Source organism: Terriglobales bacterium, assembly GCA_035624455.1.
Taxonomy (GTDB): Bacteria; Acidobacteriota; Terriglobia; order Terriglobales; family Acidobacteriaceae; genus DASPRM01.
The window spans coordinates 1-25,700 of record DASPRM010000081.1; the positions used below are offsets into that span (position 1 = coordinate 1).

Here is a 25,700-nt window from a genome sequence, read left to right on the forward strand (position 1 = left end):
ATCCGCGCAACCCCGGACTCGACTGGGGAAGCTCGGATTTCGATATCCGTCACCGCTTCTCGCTGACTCCAGTCTGGGCAACGCCGTGGTACAGTAGCGGCAAGGGATGGCAGCGGCAGGCGCTGGGCGGTTGGACCATCGTGCCGGTGTTCAGCGTACGCTCTGGGACGCCGTTCTCGATCTTCGACAGCACCAACTGCGTGAACTGCGGCGTTCCGGGTTGGCAGCGCTACATACCTAACACTCCGATCACCGATTACCACACTGGCTCACCGGTGGCATCGGGACCGAACCAGTTCGACTTGCTGAGCTTGCCAGTAGCAAACACCGAGATCTTCGATACAAACCTGGGCTTCAACGATTTCGGTCCATTTCCTATCGACATGACGCGTAGGAATTCGTTTCGCGGTCCCAGTGCCTGGAACTTTGACCTCGCGGTTACCAAGTCTTTCAAGCTGACCGAGCGGTTCGGGCTGGAATTCCGCGCCGAGGGGTATGACATATTTAATCACCACAACTACTATGTCATCGCCTCGAACCTGGATGTTCCAAACTTCGCTAGTGGTGCACCCCTTGTCCAGGCTCAGAAGGGCGGACTCGGTATCAACGCCATCGGAGGCAACCACGACGAGCGGCGCTTCGGGCAGTTCGCTCTGCGTCTGACCTTCTAATTCTCGCAGCCTTGTGCTGCTTCGGGGGGATGAGCTCAGCTCATCCCCTTTTTTTTTGTTGTTTTCCCTTCCCAGACCACTGCATAAATGTCCAAGAATTACTTTTGTTGGTTAGCCGCTGCGCCTGCATTACTCATGAGGGGTGGAGCAGGCCTTCAGCCCTTTAGCCGTCGTTGAACATACTCTAGTGTCAGTCAAAGCACCTCAGGGGCTGAAGCCCTCATCCTTACACCTGCTTTCAATGCAGGCCTGAAGGCCTGCTCTACCCCGTCATGAGAGATGTGAACGGACGGGAGGTTTCAGAACTTCAGGCTGTCATCCTGGGCGACGCGCCCGGAGTCCCCAGCAAACCGGCTTTTAGTTTGCTGAGGGTGAGCGTCGGTCTAATTCTTCCGACCTACGTCTTTCGCGGCTCGCGGGCGAGAAGTCGAAGGATCTTGCGTTTGCTCTTTTCTATCGGACGTAAAGGAGTGAGCGCTAACCGTGCGCGAGGGTGGAGCAGGCCTTCAGGCCTGCATCAGAAGAAGCTGTAAGGATGAGGGCTTCAGCCCCTGAAGTATGAAACCTGCTCACCAGCCATTGGTCTGAGCCACTGCGGAACTGCGTCCAGAATATATTTCGGATTGGCCGAGCTATAGGGATAGTGTTGTGCGACTCCCACCAGTCTCCGCTGTACTGGGTTCTCGTGAATGTAGGTTCGGTATCTCTGAGATTCGACTGCATCTCGCACCCGTCGATCGTGGAAGCTCGTCTGCCATTTCTCGCCTGTGAGCCCTAGCTCCTTGTTTGCGCGGAAGGAATAGCCCCCTTTGATGAACTGCATGGCGCGTTCGATAGTGACCCGGGAGCCAGGGGTGATCAGCAGGTGAAAATGGTCAGGCATTATTACAAATTCATGCAATAGGTACTTACTCTCTTCGCGATAGTGGTAGAGCACGTCAATGAGTAACAGTGCCGAGCGCTCGGACTGAAGCAGTTGCTGCTTGCAATAGGTGGATGCAGTCAGGAAGTAGGTTGACTCGCTGGTATGACCGCGGAGGGGAATGATCATAGCACGATTCTTAGCACAATTTTGACGCTCGCGACATGAGACCCCAAATCCCTAAGCCTCCATTATTCATCAGCAGGTTCCGATTTGGGTGGAGCTGAGCCTCAGCCGGGCCTTCCGCCTTGTGGAACATTTTTGTGTATCAGGCAAAAGCAACTCAGGGGCTGAAGCCCTCATCCTTGTGGCTCTTCCAATGCAGGCCTGAAGGCCTGCTCCACCAAATACAGAACATCCTGTGATGCACGTCAGTCCGCGATCACTCCGGGACTACGCGCTTTCCTCTAAGCACGAACCGCGACTATCGCGGGATTGTCACAAAATCTCCTCCATTCTTATGGATTGTTTCTCCCCTGCATCTTCCAATTTCTGAATAACTGAGCGCGGCTGGGCCGAGCATCACAGGTCAGTCGAACCTCGTCACCGTATCCTGCGCAATTGTCCCATTAACTCTTTGGTTACCAAACTGCGAATGTCAGGGATGACCTTGTAAGCCGACGGGATCACTTCGTGAGCTTGTAATGAGATTGTCCTTCCAAGCGAAACCTTTCCTCGAGCCGCCGCTGGAGACCTCTCCAGCGCATGACGCATATCGGAGAGTCAAGAAATGATGAAGTCAAATTCTAAGCACACCCGAAGCATGCTATTGGCTTTGCTGCTGAGCTTGGCGCTGTTTGCCCTCGAGGCAATGGCCCAGGTCGATACGGGTACGATCGCCGGCACGGTGAGCGACGCCTCTGGCGCAGTCATTCCCAATGCCACTGTAACTGCCAGAAATGTTGCTACCAGTGCCGAGCGGACGGCGCAGACCAACACCCAGGGCGGGTACAACATCCCGGCGCTGCAGCCCGGCCAGTACGAGGTAACGGTCAAGGCGCCGAACTTCGCCCAGTACAACGCGCGCACTACGGTGACGGTGGGACAGCACGTCACCCTCGACGCCACCCTGGGTGTTTCGCATGCGGAAACTGTAGTAGAGGTGATCGGCGAGGGCGGCACGCAGGTCAACACCCAGACCCAAGAACTGTCGCAGATCATCACGCCGCAGCAGGTGGCGCAACTGCCCAGCCTGACGCGCAATCCCTACGACTTTGTGGCTGTATCGGGCAATGTGAGCGGCGGTGACCGCACCGCTTCCGGCGGCGATCAGAACACGACTGGCCGCGGCGTCGGCTATGCCATTAATGGTCAGCGCACTTCCGGCACCGAGATTCTGCTCGATGGCGTGGAGAACATCGATCTGTTCACCGCCACTGTCGGACAGCAGATTCCGGTTGACTCCGTGCAGGAATTCCGCGTCATCACCAGCAACTTCGATGCGCAGTATGGGCGCGCGTCGGGTGGCGTGGTTAACGTCAGCACGAAATCAGGCACCAACAACTTCCACGGGTCGGCATGGGAGTTCAACCGCCTCGCCGCCTACACGGCGAATACGTACGACAACTCGTCCAAGGACCTTCCCAAGGGCCAGTACACGCGCAACCAGTTCGGTTACGACATCGGCGGACCGATCATCAAGAACAAGCTGTTCATCTTCCAGAGCACGGAGTGGACGCGGGTGCGCAGCAACGCCAGCCTGAGCTCATATGTCCCCACGCCGGAGTTGCTGGCGGCGCTGCCGCCTAACGTGCAGAACTTCTTTAGCACGTACGGCGCGAACACCTTCAACTTCGCCAGCACGCTCAACGCGGGACAGGTGGCGAGCGCCGTAGGCTCGACCGGCGCCTTCTCCGCGCTTCCGTCTTCCCTGCCGGCGCTGGGCCTGGTGAACTTCAGCGCACCGGCGGATGCGGGCGGCGGCGTTCCCACCAACACCTACCGCATCATTGGGCGCATCGATTTCAACCTGAGCGACAAGACTCAGATGTTCTTCCGCTACGCTCTGGAGAACATCGACAACTTCATCGGCGCGGACTTCGCCACTCCCTATCCGCAATACGACGTTGGCGACTCCTCCTACAACCAGAGCGGACTGTTCTCGATCAGTCACACGTTCAGCAACTCGTTGCTGGCAAATGTCAAGCTGAGCGCCAGCCGCGTGAACTTCGTGAACACCTACGACAAAGCGCAGCAGAATGTGCCGGAATTGCTGATCACCAGCGGGGCCAGCGTCAATGGAACGCCGGTACAGCTGCCAGGTTTGTTCGCGCAGTTCGCAGGAGCCGGCGGATTGCCCTTTGGCGGCCCGCAGAATGTTTTCCAGGTGGCGCCTACAGTCTCCTGGACCAAAGGAAGACACAACCTCATGTTTGGCGGTCTCTATGACTACCAGCAGATGAATCGTGCATTCGGAGCGTACGCCCAGGGCGTGGAGGAGCTCGGGTTGAGCAACGCGCAGGGCTTCGACAATCTGGCGCTGGGCAATCTGGCGCTGTTCCAGGCGGCGGTTTTCCCGGAAAACAAATTCCCCTGCGTGCGCGATCCCAACACCAACCAGCTGATCGCAACCCCGGATTGCACACTCACCTTGCCCACCACGTCGCCGAGTTTTTCGCGCTCCTATCGCTACAACGACTGGGCGATCTTCGCCCAGGATAGCTTCCGCATGACTCCGCGACTCACTCTCAATTACGGCCTGCGCTACGAGCATTACGGAGTGCAGCACAACGTGGATCCCAATCTTGATTCCAACTTCTACTATGGCTCGGGCAGCGACGTATATGAGCAGGTCCGCAACGGCTCGGTGCAGACCGTGCCCAACAGTGGTGTAGGCGGATTGTGGAACCCACGCTGGGGTACGGTGGCGCCGCGCGTTGGCTTTGCCATGGACCTGTTTGGCGACGGCAAGACCAGTCTCCGTGGCGGATTCGGCATCAGCTACGAGCGTAACTTCGGCAACGTGACCTTCAACGTGATCCAGAACCCGCCGAACTACGCCAGCGTGCAACTAACGCCAGGCAACCTGGGTGCTCCCATTCCGGTGACCAATGACAACCTTGGCCCATTTGCCGGGTCCACCGGTTCGGTCCCGCTTTCTCCCTCCAGTCTGCGGCACGTGAACCAGGACATCCAGGTGGCACAGACGCAGTTCTGGAGCCTGGCCGTGGAACGGGAACTGGCGCCCCAGACCGTGTTCGCGGTGGAGTACTCCGGCGCACACGGCGTTCACTTGTACGATATCGCGGCATTCAACCAACTCTGCGGTGGGCAGGTTTATCTCGGAGACTCGTTTGCCAATGGCATCTGCACGCGTCCCAACCAGCAGTATTCGGGAATCAACACCCGTGGCAGCCTTGGTGGGTCGCGGTACAACGCTCTGAACCTGCGCTTCCAGAGCACTAACCTGCATCACACGGGGTTGAGCCTGGTGGCGAACTACACCTGGTCGCACTCGCTCGACGATCTGAGCTCAACCTTCTCAGACAGCACCGGCGGCGCATCGAACGGTATCGGCAACCTCGGATATCTCGATCCGCGCAACCCCGGACTCGACTGGGGCAGCTCGGATTTCGACATCCGGCACCGTGTCTCGATCACGCCGATCTGGGAGACGCCGTGGTACAGGACGGGAAAGGGCTGGAAGCGCCAATTGCTGGGCGGCTACACCCTAGTGCCGGTGTTCTCGGCACGCTCGGGCACGCCGTTCTCCATTTATGACACCATCAACTCAATAAACGCCGGATCCGGCTTCGGCATTCCACGCTACACGCCAAACGGCGCGATCACCAGCTATTCCGTGAGTTCTTCACCCACGGCAACCGCGCCCAATCTTTTCACAGCTCTTACGCTGCCAAGTGGCGACCAGGCTCCTTTCGATCCGGTGCTGGGTGTCTCAGACTTCGGGCCGTTCCCGATCACTATGAGCCGCAGAAATGCTTTCCGCGGCCCGGGCGCATGGACGTTCGACCTTGCCGCAAGCAAGTCGTTTGCGCTCACCGAGCGCGTGAAGCTGGAGTTCCGGGCTGAGGGATTTGACATCCTCAACCACCACAACTTCTATGTCAACGCTTTGAACCTCGACGTGTTTAACTACGGCACCAACGCCATCACAGTGCCTGAACTGAAAGGCGGCCTCGGTGTAAACGCCATTGGCGGCAATCACGACGAGCGCCGCTTCGGTCAGTTCGCGCTGCGTGTGACCTTCTAGTTCTTGCAGCCTTGGCTGCTTTTCGGGGATGGCTTCGGCCATCCCCTTCTTTGTTTCGGCCCTGCAAAGCCCCCTCGCACTGTCATCCCGACCAGGCGATTGAATCGCGTCAGCGATCCAATCGCGCTTGGAGCGACCTGCTTTTGAGTGGAAATAACAGAAACGTGGGAACGGACGTCCCCCCTTCAGGTCGAGGCCGAGCCTCGATCACTTCCCACTTCATCCGACCCTGTTTCTGAAGCCTGCGGTTCCTGTATCATCGTCACGCAACTGGAAAACATCCATGCGCGACTACAAGAGTTTCGAAAAGATATTGCTGGATTCGCTCGACCTGAAGCGGCCGCCGGTAGCGATTGCATTCCTGGAGACCCCTGCGCCGGGAGTCCAGAAGTTCGAAGGCTCCGAGCCTTCCAGTTGCAGTTACTGGCGCCTGGCGGCCGAGGGCAAGACGTTTTACACCGTGCCCTCCGATCATTACAACTGCGCCGTCGGCAGTCACACCCACAACATCCCGCTTCCCGCGGAACGCCAACAGGAACTGTCCGACACCATCGGATTCATGACCGGGATTGGGTACATCCGGATGGAGGAAGTCGGCAAGATTCCCCAACTGAAATTCCAGCCGCGAGTAATCAACTACGCTCCCCTGGGTGACACACCAGTGGCTCCCGACGTGGTGATCTGCAGCGGCACGCCGGGCAAGCTGATGCTCGCCTACGAAGCCGCAATCCGCGCCGGCATCGCTGCTGCGACACCCACGCTCGGCCGCCCTACCTGCATGGCCATTCCCGCGGCGATGGCCAGCGGAACCGTAGCCAGCACAGGATGTATCGGCAATCGCGTTTATACCACCCTGGCCGACGATGAACTTTATCTGGCGCTACCTGGACGCGATCTTCTTCAGTTCATCCACGCTCTCGAAGCCATTGTGGCCGCAAATGCCGAATTGCAGCAGTACCATGCCGCCCGCCGGAAAGCCCTGGCTACTGAATAAAGCCTGGTCACAGCCATCCGCCGCTTCTGAGCCAAATCTCGTCCCCGGGGACTACTCCGCGAAAATTAGGGATGAAGCGTCTGCATTTCGGGTTACAATGCGCCCCTCCCGTTTCTCGCTTGGTGTGGTGAAGATCGCGCCACCCTTGTCTGAACGGCTGACTTCTTCCGAAGAGGCCGCAGATGCTGGGACTGGAGCGCAAGTCTGCCCCGATTGCTGCCGCTCTGCTAATCGCCTTTGTAGCAGTTCCGCGCCAGTTGTCTCCTCTGTCGCAATTTGCTCTGGCCCAAGAAAAAGAGACGCGTGAGGTCGCCGCTCTTCCCCCTCCGCCTCCTGCCGAAAGCCAGTTGCTCGGTGTGACCTCCAGTAAGTTCGACGAGCTTCGATTGCAGGCGCTCTCCGGCCGTGTCGAGGCGCAGTATCTGCTGGGGCTTGCTTATGACCGCGGCCGATTGGTCGCGCGCAATCTGGCCGAGGCGGTGCGGTGGTACCGGGCCGCGGCCGAGCAGGGATTCGCGAGTGCGCAGACCGCGCTCGGATACCTCTATCACCACGGGTTAGGCGTAGAGCGCAACGATGTTGAATCGGTCCGCTGGCTGCGGCAAGCGGCAGAACGGGGCGATCCTGCCGCGCAAAACAACCTCGGCTTTATGTATGCCGAGGGTCTGGGCATTGCCCGCGACGATAACGCAGGACTCTCCTGGTACCGGGCAGCAGGGGAGCAGGGCTATGCACCCGCGCTGACGAATCTCGGCCACATGTATGAGCACGGCAACGGAGTGAGTGTCGATTACAGCGCGGCACTTCATTGGTACCGGCTCGCCGCGGAAAAGGGAGATGCTTCCGGGCAGAACAATCTGGCCCACCTCTATTCCGAGGGACACGGCATTGCACGCGACTATGGCGAAGCCGCGCGCTGGTACCGCGCGGCGGCTGAGCAGGACCTGCCGGCGGCGCAGTTCAACCTGGCTTATCTCTACGAACTGGGAAAAGGTGTTTCAAAAGATTTTGTTCAGGCATTCACCTGGTATCAGAAGTCGGCGGAACAGGGCTTCGAGATGGCCCAGAACAATCTGGGAACCTGCTACTTCTCGGGAAAAGGCGTGGAGCGCGATGATGCGCTGGCGGCAAAGTGGTATCGCGCAGCCGCCGATCGCGGGCTCGCGGCAGGCCAGGCGAACCTTGCCTTCCTATACCTCATGGGTGCAGGAGTAACGCGCAGCGAACGAGAGGCAGAGAAATGGTTCCTGCAATCAGCCGAGCAGGGCAATGTCGCCGCGCAGGCGAACCTGGGTCAGCTCTATCGCGCCGGCCGCGGGGTCGGCCTCGACTATGTTCAGTCCTACATGTGGTACAGCCTGGCGGCAGCCGCGGGCAATCAGGATAGCGAGCGCTCGCGCAAAGAACTACAGCAGATAATGACCCCACATCAGGTTGAGGAAGCACAGCGAAGAATCACCACCTGGCTGACCGAGCACCCGACCCGCCACTAAGCCTCTGGTCGCCTTGGGGGGCCTGCTATTTATCTGTACTTTGAAACTATGCGGCTCCCCGAACGGCAAAACGCGGGAAGGGACGTCTCGTCCGTTCAGCTCGAGGCCTGGCCTCGACTCACTTCTCACTTCACCCGATCACCGATCCTGCTTCCTGTCATGCCAACCAAGCGATTGGATTCGCCCCAGCGATCCAATCGCGCTTGGAAGGGACCTGCTTCTTGCCCTGGGAAAAACGCCCTCCCTCTGATGTGCAAAGAAATGCACTATGCCACCTCCAGGCGGTTGACCATCCTCCCACGAATTCAATCTAAGTCTCTGACGCCTAAGCAAATAGAGCCCGCCCTTCGATCGGCAATCGCCTTGCTCCTCCTTAACAGCGCTAGCTCGAAACCCTTCTCTCTATGTGTAAGAAGGCGGGTCAAACCAGGCCCGCCTCTCTTTTTCCCCAAATGCTTGCTGCCCCCCAGGACAGCCCTCTAGACTCCGATACATGCGGGCGATGGTCCTTTCCCAGGCCGCACCGGCTGAGCAAAGTCCCCTGAAGTTGCGCGAGCTTCCCGAACCAACGCCGGGGGATGGTGAAATCCGCGTGCACGTGCACTGCTGCGGTCTGTGCCACACCGATCTTCACACCGTAGAAGGCGACCTGCCGCTGCACAAAATTCCCGTCGTTCCCGGTCATCAGATCGTCGGTTTGGTGGACGCAGTCGGCAAAGGATCACGAGCTTTCAAGGAAGGGGATCGCGCCGGGATTCCCTGGCTGAATTGGACCGATGGCGAATGCCGCTATTGCCGTGCCAGCCAGGAAAACCTTTGCGATAACGCGCGCTTCACCGGCTATGACGTCGATGGAGGCTATGCCGAAGCCACGGTCGTAAACGAAGCGTTCGCTTATCCGATCCCGCGCGCTTTTTCCGACGAAGCCGCCGCTCCGCTGCTCTGTGCGGGAATCATCGGTTATCGTTCTTATCGACTGAGCGGAGCGCGCGCTGGCGCCCGCCTGGGGCTCTATGGTTTTGGCGCGTCGGCGCACATCGTGATCCAGTTCGCGCGTCACCTGGGATGCGAGGTCTACGTATTTACGCGCGCCGCTGCACATCGCGAGCTCGCGTTGCGCCTGGGTGCAGCCTGGGTGGGTCAGGCGGAGGATCGTCCGCCCGAACTGCTGGATGCCGCCATCATCTTTGCACCAGCAGGCTCGCTGGTGCCGCTGGCGCTTGGTCATCTTCGTAAGGGAGCGACGCTGGCGCTCGCCGGGATCACCATGTCACAGATTCCCGCCCTCGACTACAGCCTGCTCTACGAGGAACGAATTGTGCGCAGCGTCGCCAACAGCATCCGCCAGGACGCGCGCCAGTTTCTGGAGCTGGCTGCCGAAGTTCCGGTTCGCAGTGAAATTCAGGTGTTTTCACTGGAGCAGGCCAATCAGGCGCTCCAGCATCTGAAGCACAGCCGCATCGAAGGCGCAGGCGTACTGCAAATTTCAGAGTAATCTTGATCCCCGCGGATCCCCACCCAGGCACGCTGTCAATCGTTTTTGCCCTGCAACTGCTGTGCGAGATAGGCAGCCGTGCCCATCTCCTTGATCGCGTGCAGCTGCGCCTCCAGGAAGTCCGCGTGCCGCTCTTCGTCCTGAATCATGTGTTCGAACAACATCTTGGAGCCGTCGTCTCTGGCCTCAACGCAGATCCTCACTGCTTCGTTGTACTGTCGCACTGCGTCCTGCTCGTCTTTCAGGTTAATCTCCATCTGCTCCTGCACCTTGCTGCCGAGCTGAGGTTTCAAACCGACATCGACACTGGGAATCGCGTCGAGGAAAATGATGCGCTCGATGAGCCCTTCCGCATGCTTCATCTCCTCGATAGCGCGGGCTTCGGTGAGCTCGCCCAGCCGCCTGTAACCCCAGTTGTGGCACATCTCCGACTGCGTCATGTACTGCACGATCGCGGTCAACTCCGAGGCCAGAGCTGCGTTTAACCGCTCGATCACCTTCTGGTTGCCATGCATGGTTTGCTCCGTTCGCCCCCCATATTGCGATCTGGACAAACGGAAGTGCTGTGACGCAGGGCACAGAGGGATCCTGCCGGATGTTCGCCTTCAAGGCACAGACGCCAACGTCCCGCCGCGACAACGGCTAGGCGTTTACCGAGAGCCCATCTGCGCTGGAACCCGATGACCCCGGCGTCAGCAATCCGCTGCTCTGGTCAAACTGCTGAAACTCTTTTTGCAATGTGCTATACGCCGTTTGCGCAGCGGACAGGTCACCGGATTGGAGGGCCTGGCCGAGTTGATTCAGCATCTGACTTATGCCATTGCTGTCGCCACCGCTGTGATGATGATGGTGATGACCATGCACCTGCCTGGCTTGGCTCTGAAAGTTCTGCTGGATCCCCGCGAAATCCTGCTGAGCAGCCGAAAGATTCCCTGACCGCAGATCCTGCGATAGCTGCTGGAACTCCTGTGCGATGGGATTGCTGTTCTGGGCAGAAGAAGCTGAGTTTGCCTTCGGCTGGAGCTCTTGCAGACTGGCAAAATCCGCCTGTGCCGCCGACAGATTCCCCGACTGCAGATCCTTGCCAAGCTGCTGGAACTCCTGCCGAAATTGCTGCATCCGCTTTGGCATGCTTTGAAGGCCGAAATCAAAAAGCGAGCTGCTGGAAATGCCTGACACTGACATGACCTCTCCTTCAAACTTTCTTCGTACTTCTTATCGGCACGGCTGAGTCGGAACTTCAGCTGCCGCTCTATCGCCGTGAATCAAGCAGGTCGGCTGCCAAACGAACTCTGGTTCGAAAAGCCAAACTCCCTCATTTTCGAAGAACTTGGCCGGTATCTCTATCCCTCGACTTACTGTGGAAGAAATAGCTGGGCAGACGATGCCGAACCGGATAGGCAAGCCTTGCCGGGTACTCACCGGCAGAAGCCCCAGCAGTGTCATGCTGAGCCCGCGTGGCGGACGAAGCATCTCTGCATTTCGCTTGCCCCAGCCGACCTGCCATCAAGCCAAAAGAGGGCTTGAGTGGGCCACCCGATCCTGCTTCTGGCTATCAGTTTCCCTACACCATCTGCGAACTGCCGCCGGTGGAAGCGGATTTGCGCGCCGACGCCCTGACCCCGGCCATCTCTGTGCGGTTGCGCCCAGTTTTCTTGGCTTTGTACAGGGCCTTGTCGGCCAGCCTCATCACATGTTCCAGACTCTCGCCGCTTGCATGCGGCTCGGCTGCGCCGATGCTGACGGTCACACAGACTTCTTTCGCCGTGAGACTGCTTGCGCGAGTTCCCGTGAACTGCCGGTCCTGCGCCGAGCGCTGCTTACGGTCCGGTCCTCGGACTACGAACTTGCTGTCTTCGATTCGTTTGCGAACCTCTTCCAGATGTGGATAAGCATCGCGCAGCGGAATTCCCGGAAAGAGCAGAACAAATTCCTCGCCCCCGATGCGGAACGCGCGCCCCCCACCATTTACCCCGCCCAACCTCGCCGCTACCATGCGCAGCACCTGATCGCCTGTGTCATGCCCGAATGTGTCATTGAATTTCTTGAAGTGATCCACGTCGACCATGGCAACCGAAAACTTTGCATCCAGCGAGTGCATCGCCTCATTGAGAGCGCGCCGTGCAGGCAGTCCGGTGAGTTCGTCGTGATACGCCAGGCGATAGGAGTTTTCTACCAGCGAGATCACCAGCACTAGGCCGGCGGTGATCAGGAAAGCCCGCGAGATGGGACGTGCCATGCCCAACTGCATTGCGATACCGCAGGAGGCCACGCTCCAGAAGAATCCCGCTTCGATGGTCTTGCAGCGGATAGCAAACAGGACCGCAATTGCCATCACTGCGCCTAGGAAGGCCAGCATTGCTGGCTGCGGAACTCTGCACCACGCGGTCCATGCCGCGGGGACCAGGTGAGCCTTGAACGAGGCAGCGATATCGGCCACCTCAGAACGCGAAAGCGCGGCCACGAACGCGCAACCCGCCAGCAGCGCGACAAAGCGTGGAGCAACGGCAACCAGGCTGAATCCGCTTTCCGGCCACAGCGCAAAGATCGCGAGCATCAGCGGCAACACAAACGCCACCACGGCAGCGTACGCGGGAGCGGCCGGAGGATGTGGCGCCTGGATCGCAATCGCCAGCGTGAGCAGCCCGAAAAGCGTGCGGCTGGAGTGAAAGCGCAGCGCCAGCAACACTCCCATGGCGAAGACAGCGTCAAAGTAGAACTGCAGAAAAGAATAGTTGGATGCCGGAAGGATTCCCGTGGCCAGCAGCAGGCCGGCTATCGCCAGCGAGAGCCCGCCAGGAAACGCCGCGAGATAAAGAAGCTCACGTTTCTCCGGCCAAATTCGCGCTAGCTCGCTCAAGACTCTGCCTGCCCCCAAGTATTATCCCGGTCGGGCTTTGTGCGAGCCCATTACTCCTGTGATACGGGGAGGTGACGAAGGGGATAGGCCCAGCCGAGCATGCTATTGGTCCGCCGCTCAAGGTTTCGCCTGCCGCCGATAGTCTTCGGCCAGCAGCGCATAATTCTCCACATCGAGAAATTTTCCCCACTTCTCGACATGCTCGCGCGCGCATCCCTCATGTTGCATCCCCAACTTGTCGAGCACTCGCCGCGAAGCGTCGTTGCCGCGGAAGTGCCCGGCATAGATGCGGTGCAGCTTCAGGGTCCCGAAGCCAAATTCAAGGACCGCCCGTGCTGCCTCGGTGCAATATCCCTTTCCCCAGTACGGCACTCCGATCCAGTAGCCTAGTTCGGCATGCGAGTGTTTTGGCTGGATTTCCAGGCCGACCATGCCGATCATATCTTCGCCGCGGCAGATGGCGAATAGGATGCGCTCGCCGCGAGCCCGACCTTCCCGGCAAGCCAGCAGGAATTCACCCGCGTCAGCTTCGGTATAGGGGTGCGGGATACGAAGCGTGGTGGCGGCAACTTCGCGGGCGCCCGCCAGTTTCACCAGTGCCGGAATATCCCGGTCAGCAGGCGCGCGAAGCAGCAGGCGTGCAGTTTCCAGGACCGGCAGAGACATTGTTTCCGCAGCCCTGCGCAGCAAGGCTATCTCCGCGCCGCCGAGGCCTGGGCGCGGCTCAGGAACAGTGCCTGGGAACTGATCTTTTCCCGTTCAAGCCCGTCTGTACTCTCTGCCGGCGTCAGACGGCGATAACTTCCATCGGGCATCATTTCCCGGGCCTTGAGATTGTCCGCCATGTAAGTTTCGATCACTTCATCCCGTAGATAGCGCACCAGGCGGCGATCCTCTACCGGGAAAATTACCTCTACACGCCGGTTCAAATTGCGCGGCATCAGATCGGCGCTACCCAGGTAGACTTCGTCGTCGCCCGAGTTGTGGAAGTAATAGATGCGGCTGTGCTCCAGGAAGCGGCCGACGACGCTGATCACACGAATGTTGTCGCTTACTCCCGGCACGCCCGGCCGCAAGCAGCAGATGCCGCGTACCAGCAGGTCCACCTTCACTCCCGCCTGTGAAGCTTCGTAAAGCAGGCGGACCATCTCCGTGTCCACCAGGGCATTCATCTTCAGGCTCATGTGCCCATTGCCGTGCTGCAGATGCTGCTTGATTTCACGGCGGATCAGGTGCTCCAAACGGTCCCGCAGATTGATCGGTGCCACCAGCAGTTTGCGGTAGTCATTCTTTGCGGAATAGCCCGTCAGATAATTGAACAGGTCGGTCGCGTCGGCGCCAATATCGTGATCCGCGGTGAACAGACCGAAGTCGGTGTACAAATGCGCCGTCACTGGGTTGTAGTTGCCGGTTCCCAGATGCACGTAGCGGCGAATGGTGTCGCCTTCTTTGCGCACTACCAGGGCAACCTTGGAATGCACTTTCAAACCTAGCAGTCCGTAGACGACGTGCACGCCCTGACGTTCCAGCGCTCTCGCCCACTCAATATTGCTTTCCTCGTCGAACCTTGCCTTCAATTCCACCAGCGCGGCTACCTGCTTTTCGTTTTCGCTGGCTTCCAGCAAGGCTTCAACAATGGGCGAATTCCGTCCCACGCGATAGAGCGTCATCTTGATAGCCAGCACCGAGGGATCGCGCGCCGCCTTCTGCAAAAAATCGACTACCGTCTGGAACGAATCGTAAGGATGGTACAGCAGGATATCGCGCCGGCGAATGGCGCTGAAAAGATCCTCCTCCTCGCTGGCCACATCGAGATCGAGCGAGGCTGGCACCGCCGGCAAAAATGGCGGATCCTTCAGCTCCGGCCGGTCCAGCCCGGCGATGTATTTGTAGCGGCTGAGGGAGAGCGGGCCCTTCACCCGGTACACATCTTTGCGGTCGACTTCGAGATTGTTGATGAGAATCTTCAGGATGTGCGCCGGCATTTCAGCACGCACCACTAGGCGCACCACATCACCGAAACGTCGTTGCCGGATTCCTTCTTCTGTCGTTTCCAGCAGGTCTCCAGCTTCCAGCTCCTGGATTTCAATATCGGCGTCGCGCGTCACGTGAAAAGGATGCGCTTCCACAATCTCCATGCCCGGAAACAGCAGGTTCAGGTTCGCGCTGATCAGATCTTCAAGCCAGAGGAATGACTGGTGCTTTTGGACCTTCGACCGCCTCCCATTGGGAGTTACACGATCGACCGGGACCAGTTGGGGCAACCCGTCGGGTACTTTGAGACGAGCGAAGTGCTCCTCACCCTCCTTGTCGCGAATGAGGATCGCCAGGTTCAGGCTCAAGTTCGAGATGTGGGGGAACGGCCGCCCGGGATCGAAGGCCAGCGGGGTCAATACCGGAAACACGGTCTCGGTGAAGTACCGGTCGGCGCGCGCCTTCTGCTGCGGCGTCAGCTGCTCGTACTCCATCAGGTGAATCCCTGCCCGCTCTAGGGCGGGGACCAGCTGCCGGCGAATGCACCGATGGGCGCTTCCCAGCAGCTCAAGTACCTCGGTGCGAATCGCCTCCAACTGCGCCGCCGGACTCATACCGTCCGGTCCGACTTCTGAAGCGCCACTCTCCAGTTGCCGTTTCAGCCCCGCTACCCGCACCATGAAAAACTCATCCAGGTTGGAGCCAACAATCGACAGAAACTTCACTCGCTCTAGCAGAGGATTGGATTCGTCCTGCGCTTCTTCCAGAACGCGGCGCTGAAACGCGAGCAGGCTCAGCTCACGATTCAGATACAGGCTGCGATCGTCAAGCGAAGGGATCTCGAGTTCCGGCGCTGTCGTGATTTCTTCTTCGATTACGATTTCCGGCTTGGGTCGGCGGTTGATGAGAGCGGTGGTCTTGGTTGCCATAAAAGAATTCGCCTTCGGTAGCCCTCGCTGACAAGACTTCCGCTAGAACATTTGCAACTTAGAGGGTGGATCTTGCGGACAATATCCAACCGCATCCATCAATCGGGGGATCCACAGGAATACTACTGGGATTTCCGCTGCTAATAGCTTAGCAAGTCCGCGGCGAGCGGGATATGAACTTTTGGGTAAATCTGGGATGGGCACTAGTGGATTTAGTGGGAAGGTTCGCTCGAATAGGCTGGGCTGCTCAAGCCTATGACCTTTCAGGACTTAGATGGTGACAGGGCCGCTCGGCAAGCGACCGCTCGCGTGGTCCGGTCGATAGTTCAAACGTCGTTGAACCTGTGCGGAATTCATTGCAATCGTCGAACAGCATCAGCGTTCTAAGGATACGATCACGCAGCTGAGTGGTTGCTGCGAGCGGAGAATATATGCACCGACTGATTTCAGTGACAGCCGCGGTTCTGGTTTCACTCACTTGCGCAATTTCACAGCAACCGCAAGACACAACGAAAGTAGTGGAGGCGCCGCAGCTTGCACTTGCCGCTCCAGAGAGCACCACGGCTTATGATCCGTTTTTTCAACAAGGGCGTGGTGTTTGGGAGAGGGACTATCTGGTCTATGTCCACCCTTATCCCGATTCCTTTGTCGACCTGTACGACAAGGATACTTTTCGCGCATCGATCAAAATCTCAATTCCGAATGCGAGATCTGTCAGCCTGTCGGATGCAAGCGTCAGTCCTGGCGGCAAACTGATCGTCTCCGGGTGTGCTCTGCTCGAGGATGGAGCGCGGCAGTGCTTCGTGGGCCGAGTCGATCGCGAGGGTCAGCTTGACCCCATGTTGGACACGCGAAAGTATGCGGTCACGAGGGTCAGCGCCTGTGATGATTCAACGGTGTGGGCCATGGGCTGGGTGCGAATCAACGAGCGGGAGAGCACGCGATCATATCCTGTGCTCCGGCAATATCGCTTGAGTGACGGCAAGCGGCTTACGGCCGCTTTAGACCGAGCGAGCTTTCCCAAATGGCCTGGACCGGCACTTCGCGGCCTTCATGAGCTTCCTGATCTGACCATGCAATGCCGTGGCACGACAGTGGGAATCTACGAAGGCGCGACTGACGAGTGGATCGAATACGACACGTCTCGCGGTGTTCTGAGCCGCTGGAAGCTGCCGCAGGCGACTCATCCCTGGGCTGAGTACGATGCTGATGGCCACAATCTGCCGGAAAGGCTTTTCGGGAGTTCCATCACCGGAGTTGCGATGCTGGACTCTGGCAAGGTGTATGCGAGTTTCGTCACTCGCAATAGAGATGGCAGCGCCCAGTGGGCCTTGTACCAGCTTCGAAAAGAGGGGCACAGCGGAGAGTGGCTTCCTATAGGCGCGGCATCGAGGCGGCTTCCAAAGCCCAGCGGCTTCAAATGGTTGAACGGAACCGATGGCAGGCATCTCGTTTATTCGCGATTCGATGAGCCTGGGTGGTTCTTCTCCGCGGTGGAACCACGACCGAGCAGCGATCGTTCTGGCGAATAGCTCTTGGGCTCATGCGCGTTTTGAAGCTCACCGGCAATGCACCTATCCTGTCATCTTGAGCGAGGACGGGGCAGATCGATCCCCGTCCGAGTCGAAAGATCTTGTGGTTAGAGTTTCCGACGAATCACCGCTCTATCTTTCGCCCATCCCCGTCTTCTTCACCTCCGCCTGCTTCACCGGCTTCATCTGGCGCAGCTCCAGTTGCCCCAGGCGGCAGAAATTGATGGCGTCGGCGACAATGCGCGTGGCCTCGCCGGGCGCATGGAATCCGGTGGAATTCTCTGCCTCCACGAAATCGATATAGAACTGGGCTTTGCGCTGATAATCCTGCGCCTTCGCCAGTTCGGCATCGCTCGCTCCTTCAGCTTTGGCTGCCTTGATGTCGTGAATCAGGTCGATCAGCGAATCCATCGCTACGTTTCGAATGTTGAAGAAGCGCGTCTGGATCTCCTCCACCCGCGCCTTCAACTCCTCTTCCGGCCACTTGTGACAGGTCTGGCAGGCGCGGTTGATATTCAACAGCGGGCTGCGCACGTTGTGGTCGCTGATCTTCAGGCCGCCTTCGCGCTTGTACGGCATGTGGCAGTCGGCGCAAGCCACGCCCGAACGCGCGTGGATGCCCTGATTCCACAGCTCAAATTCCGGATGCCGCGGTTTGATCAGCGGTGCTCCGGTTTCCGCGTGCTTCCACTCCACCACCTTGTCTTCGTCTTCGAACGCCACAATCTCTTCGACCTTCAATCCCTTGGCCCACGGGAACGTAAGCTGCTTGGTCGGCCCGCGGAAGTAATACGTCACGTGGCACTGCCCGCACACAAATGAACGCATCTCCTGGCGGCTGGCCATCTTATTGACGTCGTAATCTGCGATCCCCTGTGACGCCTTCAGCACCTTGATGCCTTCGATAAATGCCGGGCGCGTGACTCGCAATTCCATCGTCCGCGGATCGTGGCAATCGATGCAGGCGATTGGGTGCTTCACCAGCTTGCGGGCCTCGGCATAAGTCATGTGATTGATGGCTTCGAAGCCCTTCATGGGATCGCCATTTCCCACCTGGTTGTAGGCCACCACCATGGAGGCGTGGCAGTTCAGGCAGGCTCCCGGAGGATTCGCCTTCTGACGTTCAGTGAAGGTCTGATCCTCGAGCATGTAAGCGTGGCCGCGCTTCTCGCGATAGTCCTTGGAAAAGGAATATCCCGCCCACATTTCAATCAATCGAGGGTCAGCTTCCAGCTTGGAGCGCGCGACTACCGCCCGCGGATCCGCCTGCGTCGGCGTATGGGGGAGGGCTTCGCTGCCGCCGTAGCGGGTGCGCTGCTGATCGACGGTGCGCTTGTAGTCGTCGTACTGCATGGGGAAGTTCTTGCCCCAGGTTTCCGGGTCGTCGACGGTGTTGTTCAACTCCACCACGCGATAGAAAGGATTCTTAGCCTCCTGCTTGCGCTCGAAGATGTTAACCAGCAGCGCGGTAACAGCCAGCGCGGCAACGGCGGCGAAGAACACAGTGGCGAAGAACAAAATTCGGGCGCGGCCTGTCTCGCTCATCCTATTCATTGCTTGTTCCTCGATGTGTGGGTTGCGGCAGCGAGGCCGCTGTTTCCGTGTGTCCCACGGAAGAGTGACAGCGGGTGCACGACATGCCGGCAGCCTGCCGATGCCAGCCATCAATCGCGGTCACGATTTCCTGATGGCAGTGCCGGCAGGCGGCCTCGGTCACACGATAATTTCTAGGCTTGATATCGATGGAATCGGGAAAGCGTCCCGAAGTAAACGCCAGGGAGTGGAAGAATCCATTGCTGGCCTTCACCGCATATTTTCCGACCAGGTTGTGAGGCGTGTGGCAGTCATTACAAACCGCCACGGAGCGGTGGCTGCTCTTGATCCAGGCATCGTAGTACGACTGCATGACGTGGCAGTTAGCGCAGGCCCCGGGGTTGTTCGAGAGGTAGGAATATCCCTTGGCATAAACAAAGGTGTAGGCGCCAATGCCGATGGTTGTCCCCAGAAGCACTGCAATCAGCACCGCGGCTGCAAATCTTGCCCGCATTCCAGCCTCTCAAGAGCTAGGAAGACAGCCCCGGCTCAATCCAGAGGCGAGCGAATCCTCTTGCGATCCTGGCTATCGGTTTGAGCGAGCGATTATGGATGAGGTAACCGCCCGGCGATGTGACACTGGTCACGCCACGAATCTGCAATCCAATTACCAGAGATGTGGGAGCAATCGCACCGCCGGTCCTCGCGCGTCGCAATTGGCAAGACTACAGCAACGAGCCTTCAGGTTAAACTAGAGACATGTGCCTCGCCTCCTTGCAAGTCCGCCTGCTCGTCCTGCTGCTGTTCGCGGCGGCATCGGCGTGGGCGAGCGACGCTCTAACCTCGCCGGTGGAATTGAACCTGGTTTCGGAAAACCAGGCTATTTCGCCTGGGCAGCCATTCTGGATCGGTCTCCACTTCGACATTGCGCGCAACTGGCACATCTATTGGATCAACGCGGGTGACTCCGGCGAGCCGCCGAAAGTCCAATGGGATCTGCCGCCCGGCTTCACCGCCGGCGAAATCCAGTGGCCCACGCCAGAGCGCTTCCAGATGGATACCATCGTGGACTACGGCTATCACGATCAGGCAGTCTTGCTGGTTCCGATCACCGCACCTCCCACGGCCAAGCCAGGAACCAGGGTCAACCTAGCCGCCAATGTCAAATGGCTGATGTGCCGCAACGTCTGCATGCCCGGCAAGGCCCGAGTCACCCTGGCCGTGCCCGTTGCCCAAACCTCTGCTCCCGATACCGCGGTAAAGGAATTCTTCGACAAGAGCCGCATGAAGCTCCCCAAGCCCCTGCCCAAGACCTGGAAAGCGTCGGTTTCATCCCGCCCGCAGGAATTCGTGCTGAACATTAAGGCTGGGAAGTCGGTTTCCGACGCGCGCTTCTTCCCTCTCGAACCTGAGCAGATCGACAACGCCGCCGAACAAAAACTCACTCCCGGCCCACGAGGATGGGAGCTGCATCTCAAGAAATCCGATCAGCTGCTGAAATCGATCTCCAATTTGAAAGGTGTACTGGTCGTCACCGCCAACGAGGGTTACTTCATTGACGCTCCCGTCGCGGACGCCGCATCTAAGAAATCCGTACGCTAAATCTTCATCCTCTGATGCTGCAGGAGGTTCCCTAATGAAGCTCTCCCGTTCCTTCCTCGTTTCTCTCGCGCTTTTAACATTCTCTGCTGCGGCTTTTGCCGCCAAGGTGGGCGATCCTGCTCCCAATTTCACCGCCACCGACAGCAATGGCAAGACGGAGCAGCTTTCCGCTTACAAAGGCAAGTTTGTGGTCCTCGAATGGCACAATCAAGGATGCCCATTCACCCAAAAGCACTACACCAGTCACAACATGCAAAATCTGCAGAAGGAATGGACCGGCAAGGGCGTGGTGTGGTTTACCGTGATCTCTTCAGCTCCCGGCAAGCAGGGCTACGTCACCGCCGACGAAGAGAATGCTTACCTCAAGCAGATGGCAGCGTCTCCAACCGCGGTCCTGCTCGACCCTAACGGTGCCGTCGGCCATCTCTACGATGCCAAAACCACGCCGCACATGTTCATCATCAATCCCGATGGGGTGCTGATCTACAACGGCGCTATCGACGACAAAGCCTCAACCGACGCCTCCGACATCCCAACCTCGAAAAACTATGTAGAGGCGGCGTTACAAGAGGCGACCACGGGGAAGCCCGTCAGCAACCCGACCAGCCGTCCCTACGGCTGCTCGGTGAAATACGCAGAGTGATGTAGTTGATTTATTTCCGCCGAATTTCGGCGAGTTTTGCGGGTGCCCTATGTTAGGCGTCAGTTGGCTAACGTGGGAGGTCGAAGCGTAGCTTCGACCGGGTGTGGCAATTATTTTCCCCGCGCCGCCAGGAACTTGCTCTCGCAATCCGTGGCTGCTGCTTTTAATGGAGGGAATTCCGGTTTCTGCCGGAAGCGATTAAACAAAGGATCCTTCTCCAGCGCTACGGACGCGCAATAATTCTGCGCTATCGCTGTCTTCAAGACGTTGGCAGCGATGCCATACTGCCCGCAGTAGGCCATCAGCGACGACTGGAAATATTTCATCTCCGGATCGCGTTCCAGCAGTAGCGACGGCTCAAGATCCTTCACCGTTTGCTCGACTTCGGAGGCGGAATGCGCCGTCAGGCAGCGCTCCAGGATGCCTCCATTCCACGGCGGCCGCATCGACATCTTGTCCACGATCTCTCGCGCTTCGCTGACCTTGCCCTGGCGCAACAGGATCGACGGCATAACATTGTTGGCATATTCCGAGCCGGCGTCCAGTTCCAGGAATTCAATCGCCCGCTGGTTCTCCCCCAGCTCAAAGAAGGTAAAAGCACAGGAACGGAATTCAAAATTCCCCGGATCGAGTCCGCCTGCTTTTTCACATTCCTGGGCCGACTCCTGCAGTTGCCCGGCATACCGCAGCACATACGCCAGTGCCAGCCTCGCCCCGGCATTGTCGGGACGGCGATTCACCAACTCGCGCGCCTGCTTGTATGCCCCAACTATGTCGCCGCTCTCCGCCCGATCCCGCGCCAGGTGCGCGGCAGCCGAAATCAGGTTGGGATCCAACGCAACTGCCCGCTCCAGCGCGGCAATCGATTTCTGAAATACTCCCGGCCCGCCAGTCCCGTAAGACGCGTCGTAGTAATAGCGCATCCCCAGCTCATCCCACGCCGGCGCGTACGCCGGATCCAGGCCCACCGCCTTTTCCAGCATGTTGACAGCTTCTTGGTTGGGAACAGGATCGTGCGGAACCGAGGCGCTGCGCAGGAACAGATCATATGCTTCGGGATTCTTGGGCTTGGTGGCGCTCTCCACGCCGCCAGTAGTTGCCCCGATCGCCGGCAGCAATCTTTGCCGCACCTGCGAGCTCAGCTGGGCCTGCATCCCTGTCAAATCCTGCGGAAGTCCGGTAACCGAACCCTGCCAGACCACGCGGTTTGTCTTGGTGTCCACCGCCTCCAGTCCAACGATCAGTCTTTCACCCTGCTTGACGAAATGTCCGGAAACCGTGGTGTCGACGTGTAGCTCCTTTCCTATCTTCTGCGGATCGAAGTCTCCCGTAGCATATTTGCGCGTAGCCGACGAAGGGCGAATTTCCAGCGACGGCATGTAGGTGAGCGCGGTGCCGAGTTCGTCCGCCAGCGCGAACCGCAGGTAGTCAAGCGAAGAGTCGCCGCTCGCATTCTGGAACGGCAGAACCGCCAATGACTTCCCCGAACTTGCGCGAACGCTCACTCCGCGGTGGCGCACAAACCACCCCACCGCCAGCAGCAGCAAAGCCAGCACGATTGCCCCCAATCCGATCAGCCGGTAAATACGGATCGAATCCATGCCGCTGAACGTGTTGGTTGGGCGCCGCCGCAGAACTGCACTGACCGCGGTCTTGGTCACCGTATCCGCGTCGGTGTCGTGCTTCAGCTTCTGCAGGTCTGCCCCTAGTTCCTTGGCGCTCTGGTAGCGCTTGTCGCGGTCTTTCTCCATCGCCTTGCCGACGATGCGCTCAAACTCGAACGGCAACGACGGATTTAATCTCAGCGGCGACGTTGGCTTCTTGTGCAACACTGCATCCAGCGTCATGATGACGTTTTTCGCAGCGAACGGCTTCTGCCCCGTGGCCATCTCGTACAGCACTACGCCGAACGAAAAGATATCGGTGCGGAAATCCAGTTCCTCGCCCTTAGCCTGCTCGGGCGACATGTACACGGCGGTGCCCGGAACCACCCCAATCGCAGTCAGAGTCTCTTCGTAGTTGGTGTCAGAGACCTCATCCCCCGCGGTCGTCACCGGGCGGGGCGCCATTTTGCGTTCCTGCAGCTTGGCCAGGCCGAAATCCAGAATCTTGGCGTGACCTCGGGTGGTCAGGAAAATGTTGGCTGGCTTGATGTCGCGGTGGATGATCCCGCGCGCATGCGCCGCATCCAGCGCCTCGGAAATCTCCACCCCCACCGTCAGCACTTCTTCGAAAGGCAGCGGTTTGTTGCCCTGAAGGCGCTCTTTCAAAGTGTCGCCCTCGAGCAACTCCATCACCATGAAGGGCTGCCCGTCCTGCTCGTCAATTTCGTGGATGGTACAGATATTGGGGTGATTAATCTGCGAGGCGGAACGGGCTTCGCGTTCGAAACGCTCTACTGCTTTGCTGTCATCGGCAAGGCGGTCAGGAATGAACTTGATGGCAACCCGGCGTCCCAGCTTGACGTCCTCGGCCAGGTAAACCACTCCCATGCCGCCACCTCCCAGCTTCTCCAGGATGCGATAGTGAGAGATGGTACGGCCGATCAATGGGAAGGCCTCCACCCTGTCGGGAAGGCCATGTTAGGCCGCGCCGCATATCAAGTCAATCGGCTGGGGGGGAGGTATCCTTCGGGAAAAATTCCGACCCCCCTGCCGTTGCCGGAGCGGGATCGGGGCCGGGAGCGGTTACGGAAACGTGCACGGGAGAGGGAGTGAATGTGGGCATGGAGGGGGGCGGAATCGCGCACGATTCAAGTTTCCTTTTAGTCTGACTGGGAGGACCCTTGCGCAATATACTTAGAGGTTTCTCTACTTCTTTAGATTTGCTTCTACGGTTCTCTTCCAGGGCGCAGCGGTATCACCCGCTCTCCGCTTCCGCTCGTAGGCCAACCCTGTCCTGTTGTTGCATTCACCTCTCTCGCCGCGCAGATAGAACCCACAAAATTTGTGCCAATCCTATCCGGGATCAGGCCGCCGGACGCGCGCGTCGATGAAATAGTCTCATCCATCGCAAAAGACTCGCATACACGGCAAAAGAAACAGTGGAGACCACAACTGAGAAACCCCATACAATTCGAGTGTAAAAAGGATCGGGCAGTAATTGTACGTGCCCATGCCCATGCAGAAGAAAGATCAGCAATAGAGTAACCGGACCGAGAGCAGCACCAACAAACAAAGTGAGAGGCCAAGATAAGCGTCTAATAGCAGCAGGGGGGACAAACACTGCAATAGGTACGCCGACTAAGAGCCAACCCCAGAATGAGAAGATTCCATACAAGACAGAGTGTTCTAACGCTCCTGGCATTAGGCGGAATGTTCCCCCAGCATGTTCTACGACGAGCCTGGCACGCAGCCGGGCGGCCTCTTCCAGGAGACAAACAAGCAACACCGCATCGCCCGCCAGCAGCCCAACAAACGCTAAACTAAGCCGCTTTATGGGATTGATTTCATCCAAAGACACATCCTTGCTCCTTCATTTTCATAAGCGTCTACAATGAGTAGAGGTGGGTCAGGTCTCCTGAGATGAATCGACAGGTCTCGATGATCATTATCATAAGTAGCATGCTGTTCTTTGGCGTGGGTTGCAATCGTGAGATCCGGGTTCAGAAAGAGATGACATGGGAATGTGCACCCGAATACTATATGCGAAACTACCCCCAAGCCCAGCCGGTACGACTCAGGTTCATTGAGAACCCCCACTATGAGGAGGTCATTTCTGGTCAGGGTCTATGCAACCAGCTGGAAAAATCTGGAAGGACTGTCGTGATCGTCGAGTTTGAGGCATGGGGCAATCGCTATCGTGGCCTCTATGGATACCGCGCAATTTCCGTCGACGGCCTGAAAGTCCAAGATGTTGGTGGCTGGGGATCAAGCGGTGCAAACGCTAGTGTAAAGGACGTCGGACCGCATCCGCTAAGCAGACTTTTCAAGTAGACCGAATGCCACTTGTCTATTTCTTCTCCACATCATTTGACTGCATGATCAATCCATTCCGCTTCAGAGCTTCTCGCGCAGCATTCTGAATGTCGACCAACTCCCTTGGGTTTTCTATCATTTTCTGGAGAGCGGGCTGTGCTTGTAGCACCGCCTCTTTCGGCATTCTTTGGAACGCCTGCGCAACCTGAAATCTTATTTCCTTGTCTCGATCGTTCAAGGCTGCGATAAGAATGTTTGTGAAATGGGGGTTCTCGGTACGTGTATTTGCAATGCCATTGAGGACAGCTTCTCTTACCTGAAGGCTTAACGACTGCGACAAGAATTTGTCTACCGCCGATGTGACCTCGCTATTCTCGGGCGCAATTCGCAAAAGCAGTGAGAGAGCATTGGCCTGCGCCATAGGGTTTCGATCAGTTCGCGTCAGATACTCAATTAGAGATTTCGTTGCGGATGATGGCGGGCTTGGCTTCATGAACGCAAAAATGCCAACTCCTGCCGCTTGTAATCGTTCGTCGGGTAGATTGAGAAGTCTACCTATGCAATCCACATGGGGTGTCAATAGAGCAGCGCCGTCTGAACGTTGGGCGACAATCGTTAACATGAAGGCGCCCGCAAGTTTAATCCTGTCATCCTGGCGCAAAAGCGCTGCACAAAATGACGGAATGGCTTTGGAGACATCATCAGAACGTGTGCCCGGAATACCGTCGGCAATCCTCAGCAATTCATCGTCCTTGGGGGCCTGTGCAGAGTTGAAGCGTTCAATGAAACCTTGAAATGACTTCTGAAGAGAGACCCCTGCCTCCGTACTCGCCACTTGAGCGTGTAGTTGGCATACCGCAAGGGCCACCACAATAGCCGCTAAATAGCGGAACCCTACCTGCCGCGCAAAAAACACTCTTATTTC

The 25,700-nt window shown here is 58.1% G+C and carries 18 protein-coding genes; 8 read left to right on the forward strand and 10 right to left on the reverse strand.

Annotation, left to right across the window (positions count from 1 at the left end; genetic code table 11):
- On the forward strand, positions 1 to 671 hold a 671-nt coding region (locus VEG30_08970), incomplete at its 5' end, for a hypothetical protein (protein ID HXZ80047.1).
- A gap of 544 nt (positions 672 to 1,215) precedes the next feature.
- Here VEG30_08970 and VEG30_08975 read toward each other — a convergent pair.
- Positions 1,216 to 1,722 carry a transposase gene (locus tag VEG30_08975; protein HXZ80048.1) on the reverse strand — a complete coding sequence of 169 codons (507 nt, stop codon included), beginning with the start codon at positions 1,720 to 1,722 and terminating at the stop codon, positions 1,216 to 1,218.
- A gap of 601 nt (positions 1,723 to 2,323) precedes the next feature.
- Between VEG30_08975 and VEG30_08980 the strand changes: the two genes are divergently transcribed.
- From VEG30_08980 to VEG30_08995, 4 genes are all read left to right on the forward strand, one after another.
- Entirely contained in the window at positions 2,324 to 5,803 is a 3,480-nt protein-coding gene (locus tag VEG30_08980; protein HXZ80049.1) for a carboxypeptidase regulatory-like domain-containing protein, read from the forward strand.
- A 283-nt stretch (positions 5,804 to 6,086) separates the two neighbouring features.
- Positions 6,087 to 6,797, forward strand: coding sequence for a DUF169 domain-containing protein (locus VEG30_08985; protein ID HXZ80050.1), 711 nt, complete (start codon positions 6,087 to 6,089; stop codon positions 6,795 to 6,797).
- Positions 6,798 to 6,979: 182 nt separating this feature from the next.
- Positions 6,980 to 8,290 (forward strand): SEL1-like repeat protein, encoded by a 1,311-nt coding sequence (locus VEG30_08990; protein HXZ80051.1) that lies wholly within the window; start codon positions 6,980 to 6,982, stop codon positions 8,288 to 8,290.
- 493 nt (positions 8,291 to 8,783) lie between these two features.
- Complete coding sequence (locus VEG30_08995) at positions 8,784 to 9,785, forward strand: zinc-dependent alcohol dehydrogenase family protein (protein HXZ80052.1); 1,002 nt, start codon at positions 8,784 to 8,786, stop codon at positions 9,783 to 9,785.
- Positions 9,786 to 9,820: 35 nt separating this feature from the next.
- Here the strand turns inward: VEG30_08995 and bfr are convergent, their stop codons facing one another.
- From bfr to ppk1, 5 genes are all read right to left on the reverse strand, one after another.
- A complete protein-coding gene (bfr, locus tag VEG30_09000; GenBank protein ID HXZ80053.1) occupies positions 9,821 to 10,300 on the reverse strand; it encodes a bacterioferritin in 480 nt (159 codons plus the stop codon).
- Positions 10,301 to 10,427: 127 nt separating this feature from the next.
- Positions 10,428 to 10,970: a hypothetical protein gene (locus tag VEG30_09005; GenBank protein HXZ80054.1), complete on the reverse strand. Its 543-nt coding sequence runs from the start codon at positions 10,968 to 10,970 to the stop codon at positions 10,428 to 10,430.
- A 379-nt stretch (positions 10,971 to 11,349) separates the two neighbouring features.
- Complete coding sequence (locus VEG30_09010) at positions 11,350 to 12,645, reverse strand: GGDEF domain-containing protein (GenBank protein HXZ80055.1); 1,296 nt, start codon at positions 12,643 to 12,645, stop codon at positions 11,350 to 11,352.
- A 117-nt stretch (positions 12,646 to 12,762) separates the two neighbouring features.
- Entirely contained in the window at positions 12,763 to 13,311 is a 549-nt protein-coding gene (locus VEG30_09015) for a GNAT family protein (protein HXZ80056.1), read from the reverse strand.
- A gap of 26 nt (positions 13,312 to 13,337) precedes the next feature.
- The gene (ppk1, locus tag VEG30_09020; GenBank protein HXZ80057.1) at positions 13,338 to 15,548 is read right to left on the reverse strand and encodes a polyphosphate kinase 1; all 2,211 of its coding nucleotides are present in this window, start codon (positions 15,546 to 15,548) and stop codon (positions 13,338 to 13,340) included.
- Between the two features lie 431 nt (positions 15,549 to 15,979).
- On the opposite strand from ppk1, the gene VEG30_09025 reads away from it, so the two are divergent.
- Positions 15,980 to 17,080: a hypothetical protein gene (locus VEG30_09025; protein ID HXZ80058.1), complete on the forward strand. Its 1,101-nt coding sequence runs from the start codon at positions 15,980 to 15,982 to the stop codon at positions 17,078 to 17,080.
- Between the two features lie 132 nt (positions 17,081 to 17,212).
- Here VEG30_09025 and VEG30_09030 read toward each other — a convergent pair whose 3' ends face one another.
- Positions 17,213 to 18,634 carry an ammonia-forming cytochrome c nitrite reductase subunit c552 gene (locus VEG30_09030; GenBank protein HXZ80059.1) on the reverse strand — a complete coding sequence of 474 codons (1,422 nt, stop codon included), beginning with the start codon at positions 18,632 to 18,634 and terminating at the stop codon, positions 17,213 to 17,215.
- Positions 18,627 to 19,127 (reverse strand): cytochrome c nitrite reductase small subunit, encoded by a 501-nt coding sequence (gene nrfH, locus VEG30_09035; protein HXZ80060.1) that lies wholly within the window; start codon positions 19,125 to 19,127, stop codon positions 18,627 to 18,629. The genes VEG30_09030 and nrfH overlap by 8 nt, the downstream gene beginning before the upstream one ends.
- Positions 19,128 to 19,372: 245 nt before the next feature.
- Here nrfH and VEG30_09040 point away from each other — a divergent pair, with 245 nt between their 5' ends.
- Together VEG30_09040 and VEG30_09045 are read left to right on the forward strand one after the other, a co-directional pair.
- Positions 19,373 to 20,215: a protein-disulfide reductase DsbD domain-containing protein gene (locus VEG30_09040; GenBank protein HXZ80061.1), complete on the forward strand. Its 843-nt coding sequence runs from the start codon at positions 19,373 to 19,375 to the stop codon at positions 20,213 to 20,215.
- 34 nt (positions 20,216 to 20,249) lie between these two features.
- A complete protein-coding gene (locus VEG30_09045; GenBank protein ID HXZ80062.1) occupies positions 20,250 to 20,858 on the forward strand; it encodes a redoxin domain-containing protein in 609 nt (202 codons plus the stop codon).
- A gap of 110 nt (positions 20,859 to 20,968) precedes the next feature.
- Here VEG30_09045 and VEG30_09050 read toward each other — a convergent pair whose 3' ends face one another.
- Both VEG30_09050 and VEG30_09055 read right to left on the reverse strand, forming a co-directional pair.
- Positions 20,969 to 23,407, reverse strand: a complete 2,439-nt coding sequence (locus tag VEG30_09050) for a protein kinase (protein ID HXZ80063.1) — start codon at positions 23,405 to 23,407, stop codon at positions 20,969 to 20,971.
- A gap of 1,402 nt (positions 23,408 to 24,809) precedes the next feature.
- On the reverse strand, positions 24,810 to 25,691 hold the full coding sequence (locus VEG30_09055; protein HXZ80064.1) for a hypothetical protein: 882 nt from the start codon (positions 25,689 to 25,691) through the stop codon (positions 24,810 to 24,812).
- Between the last annotated feature and the right edge of the window lie 9 nt (positions 25,692 to 25,700).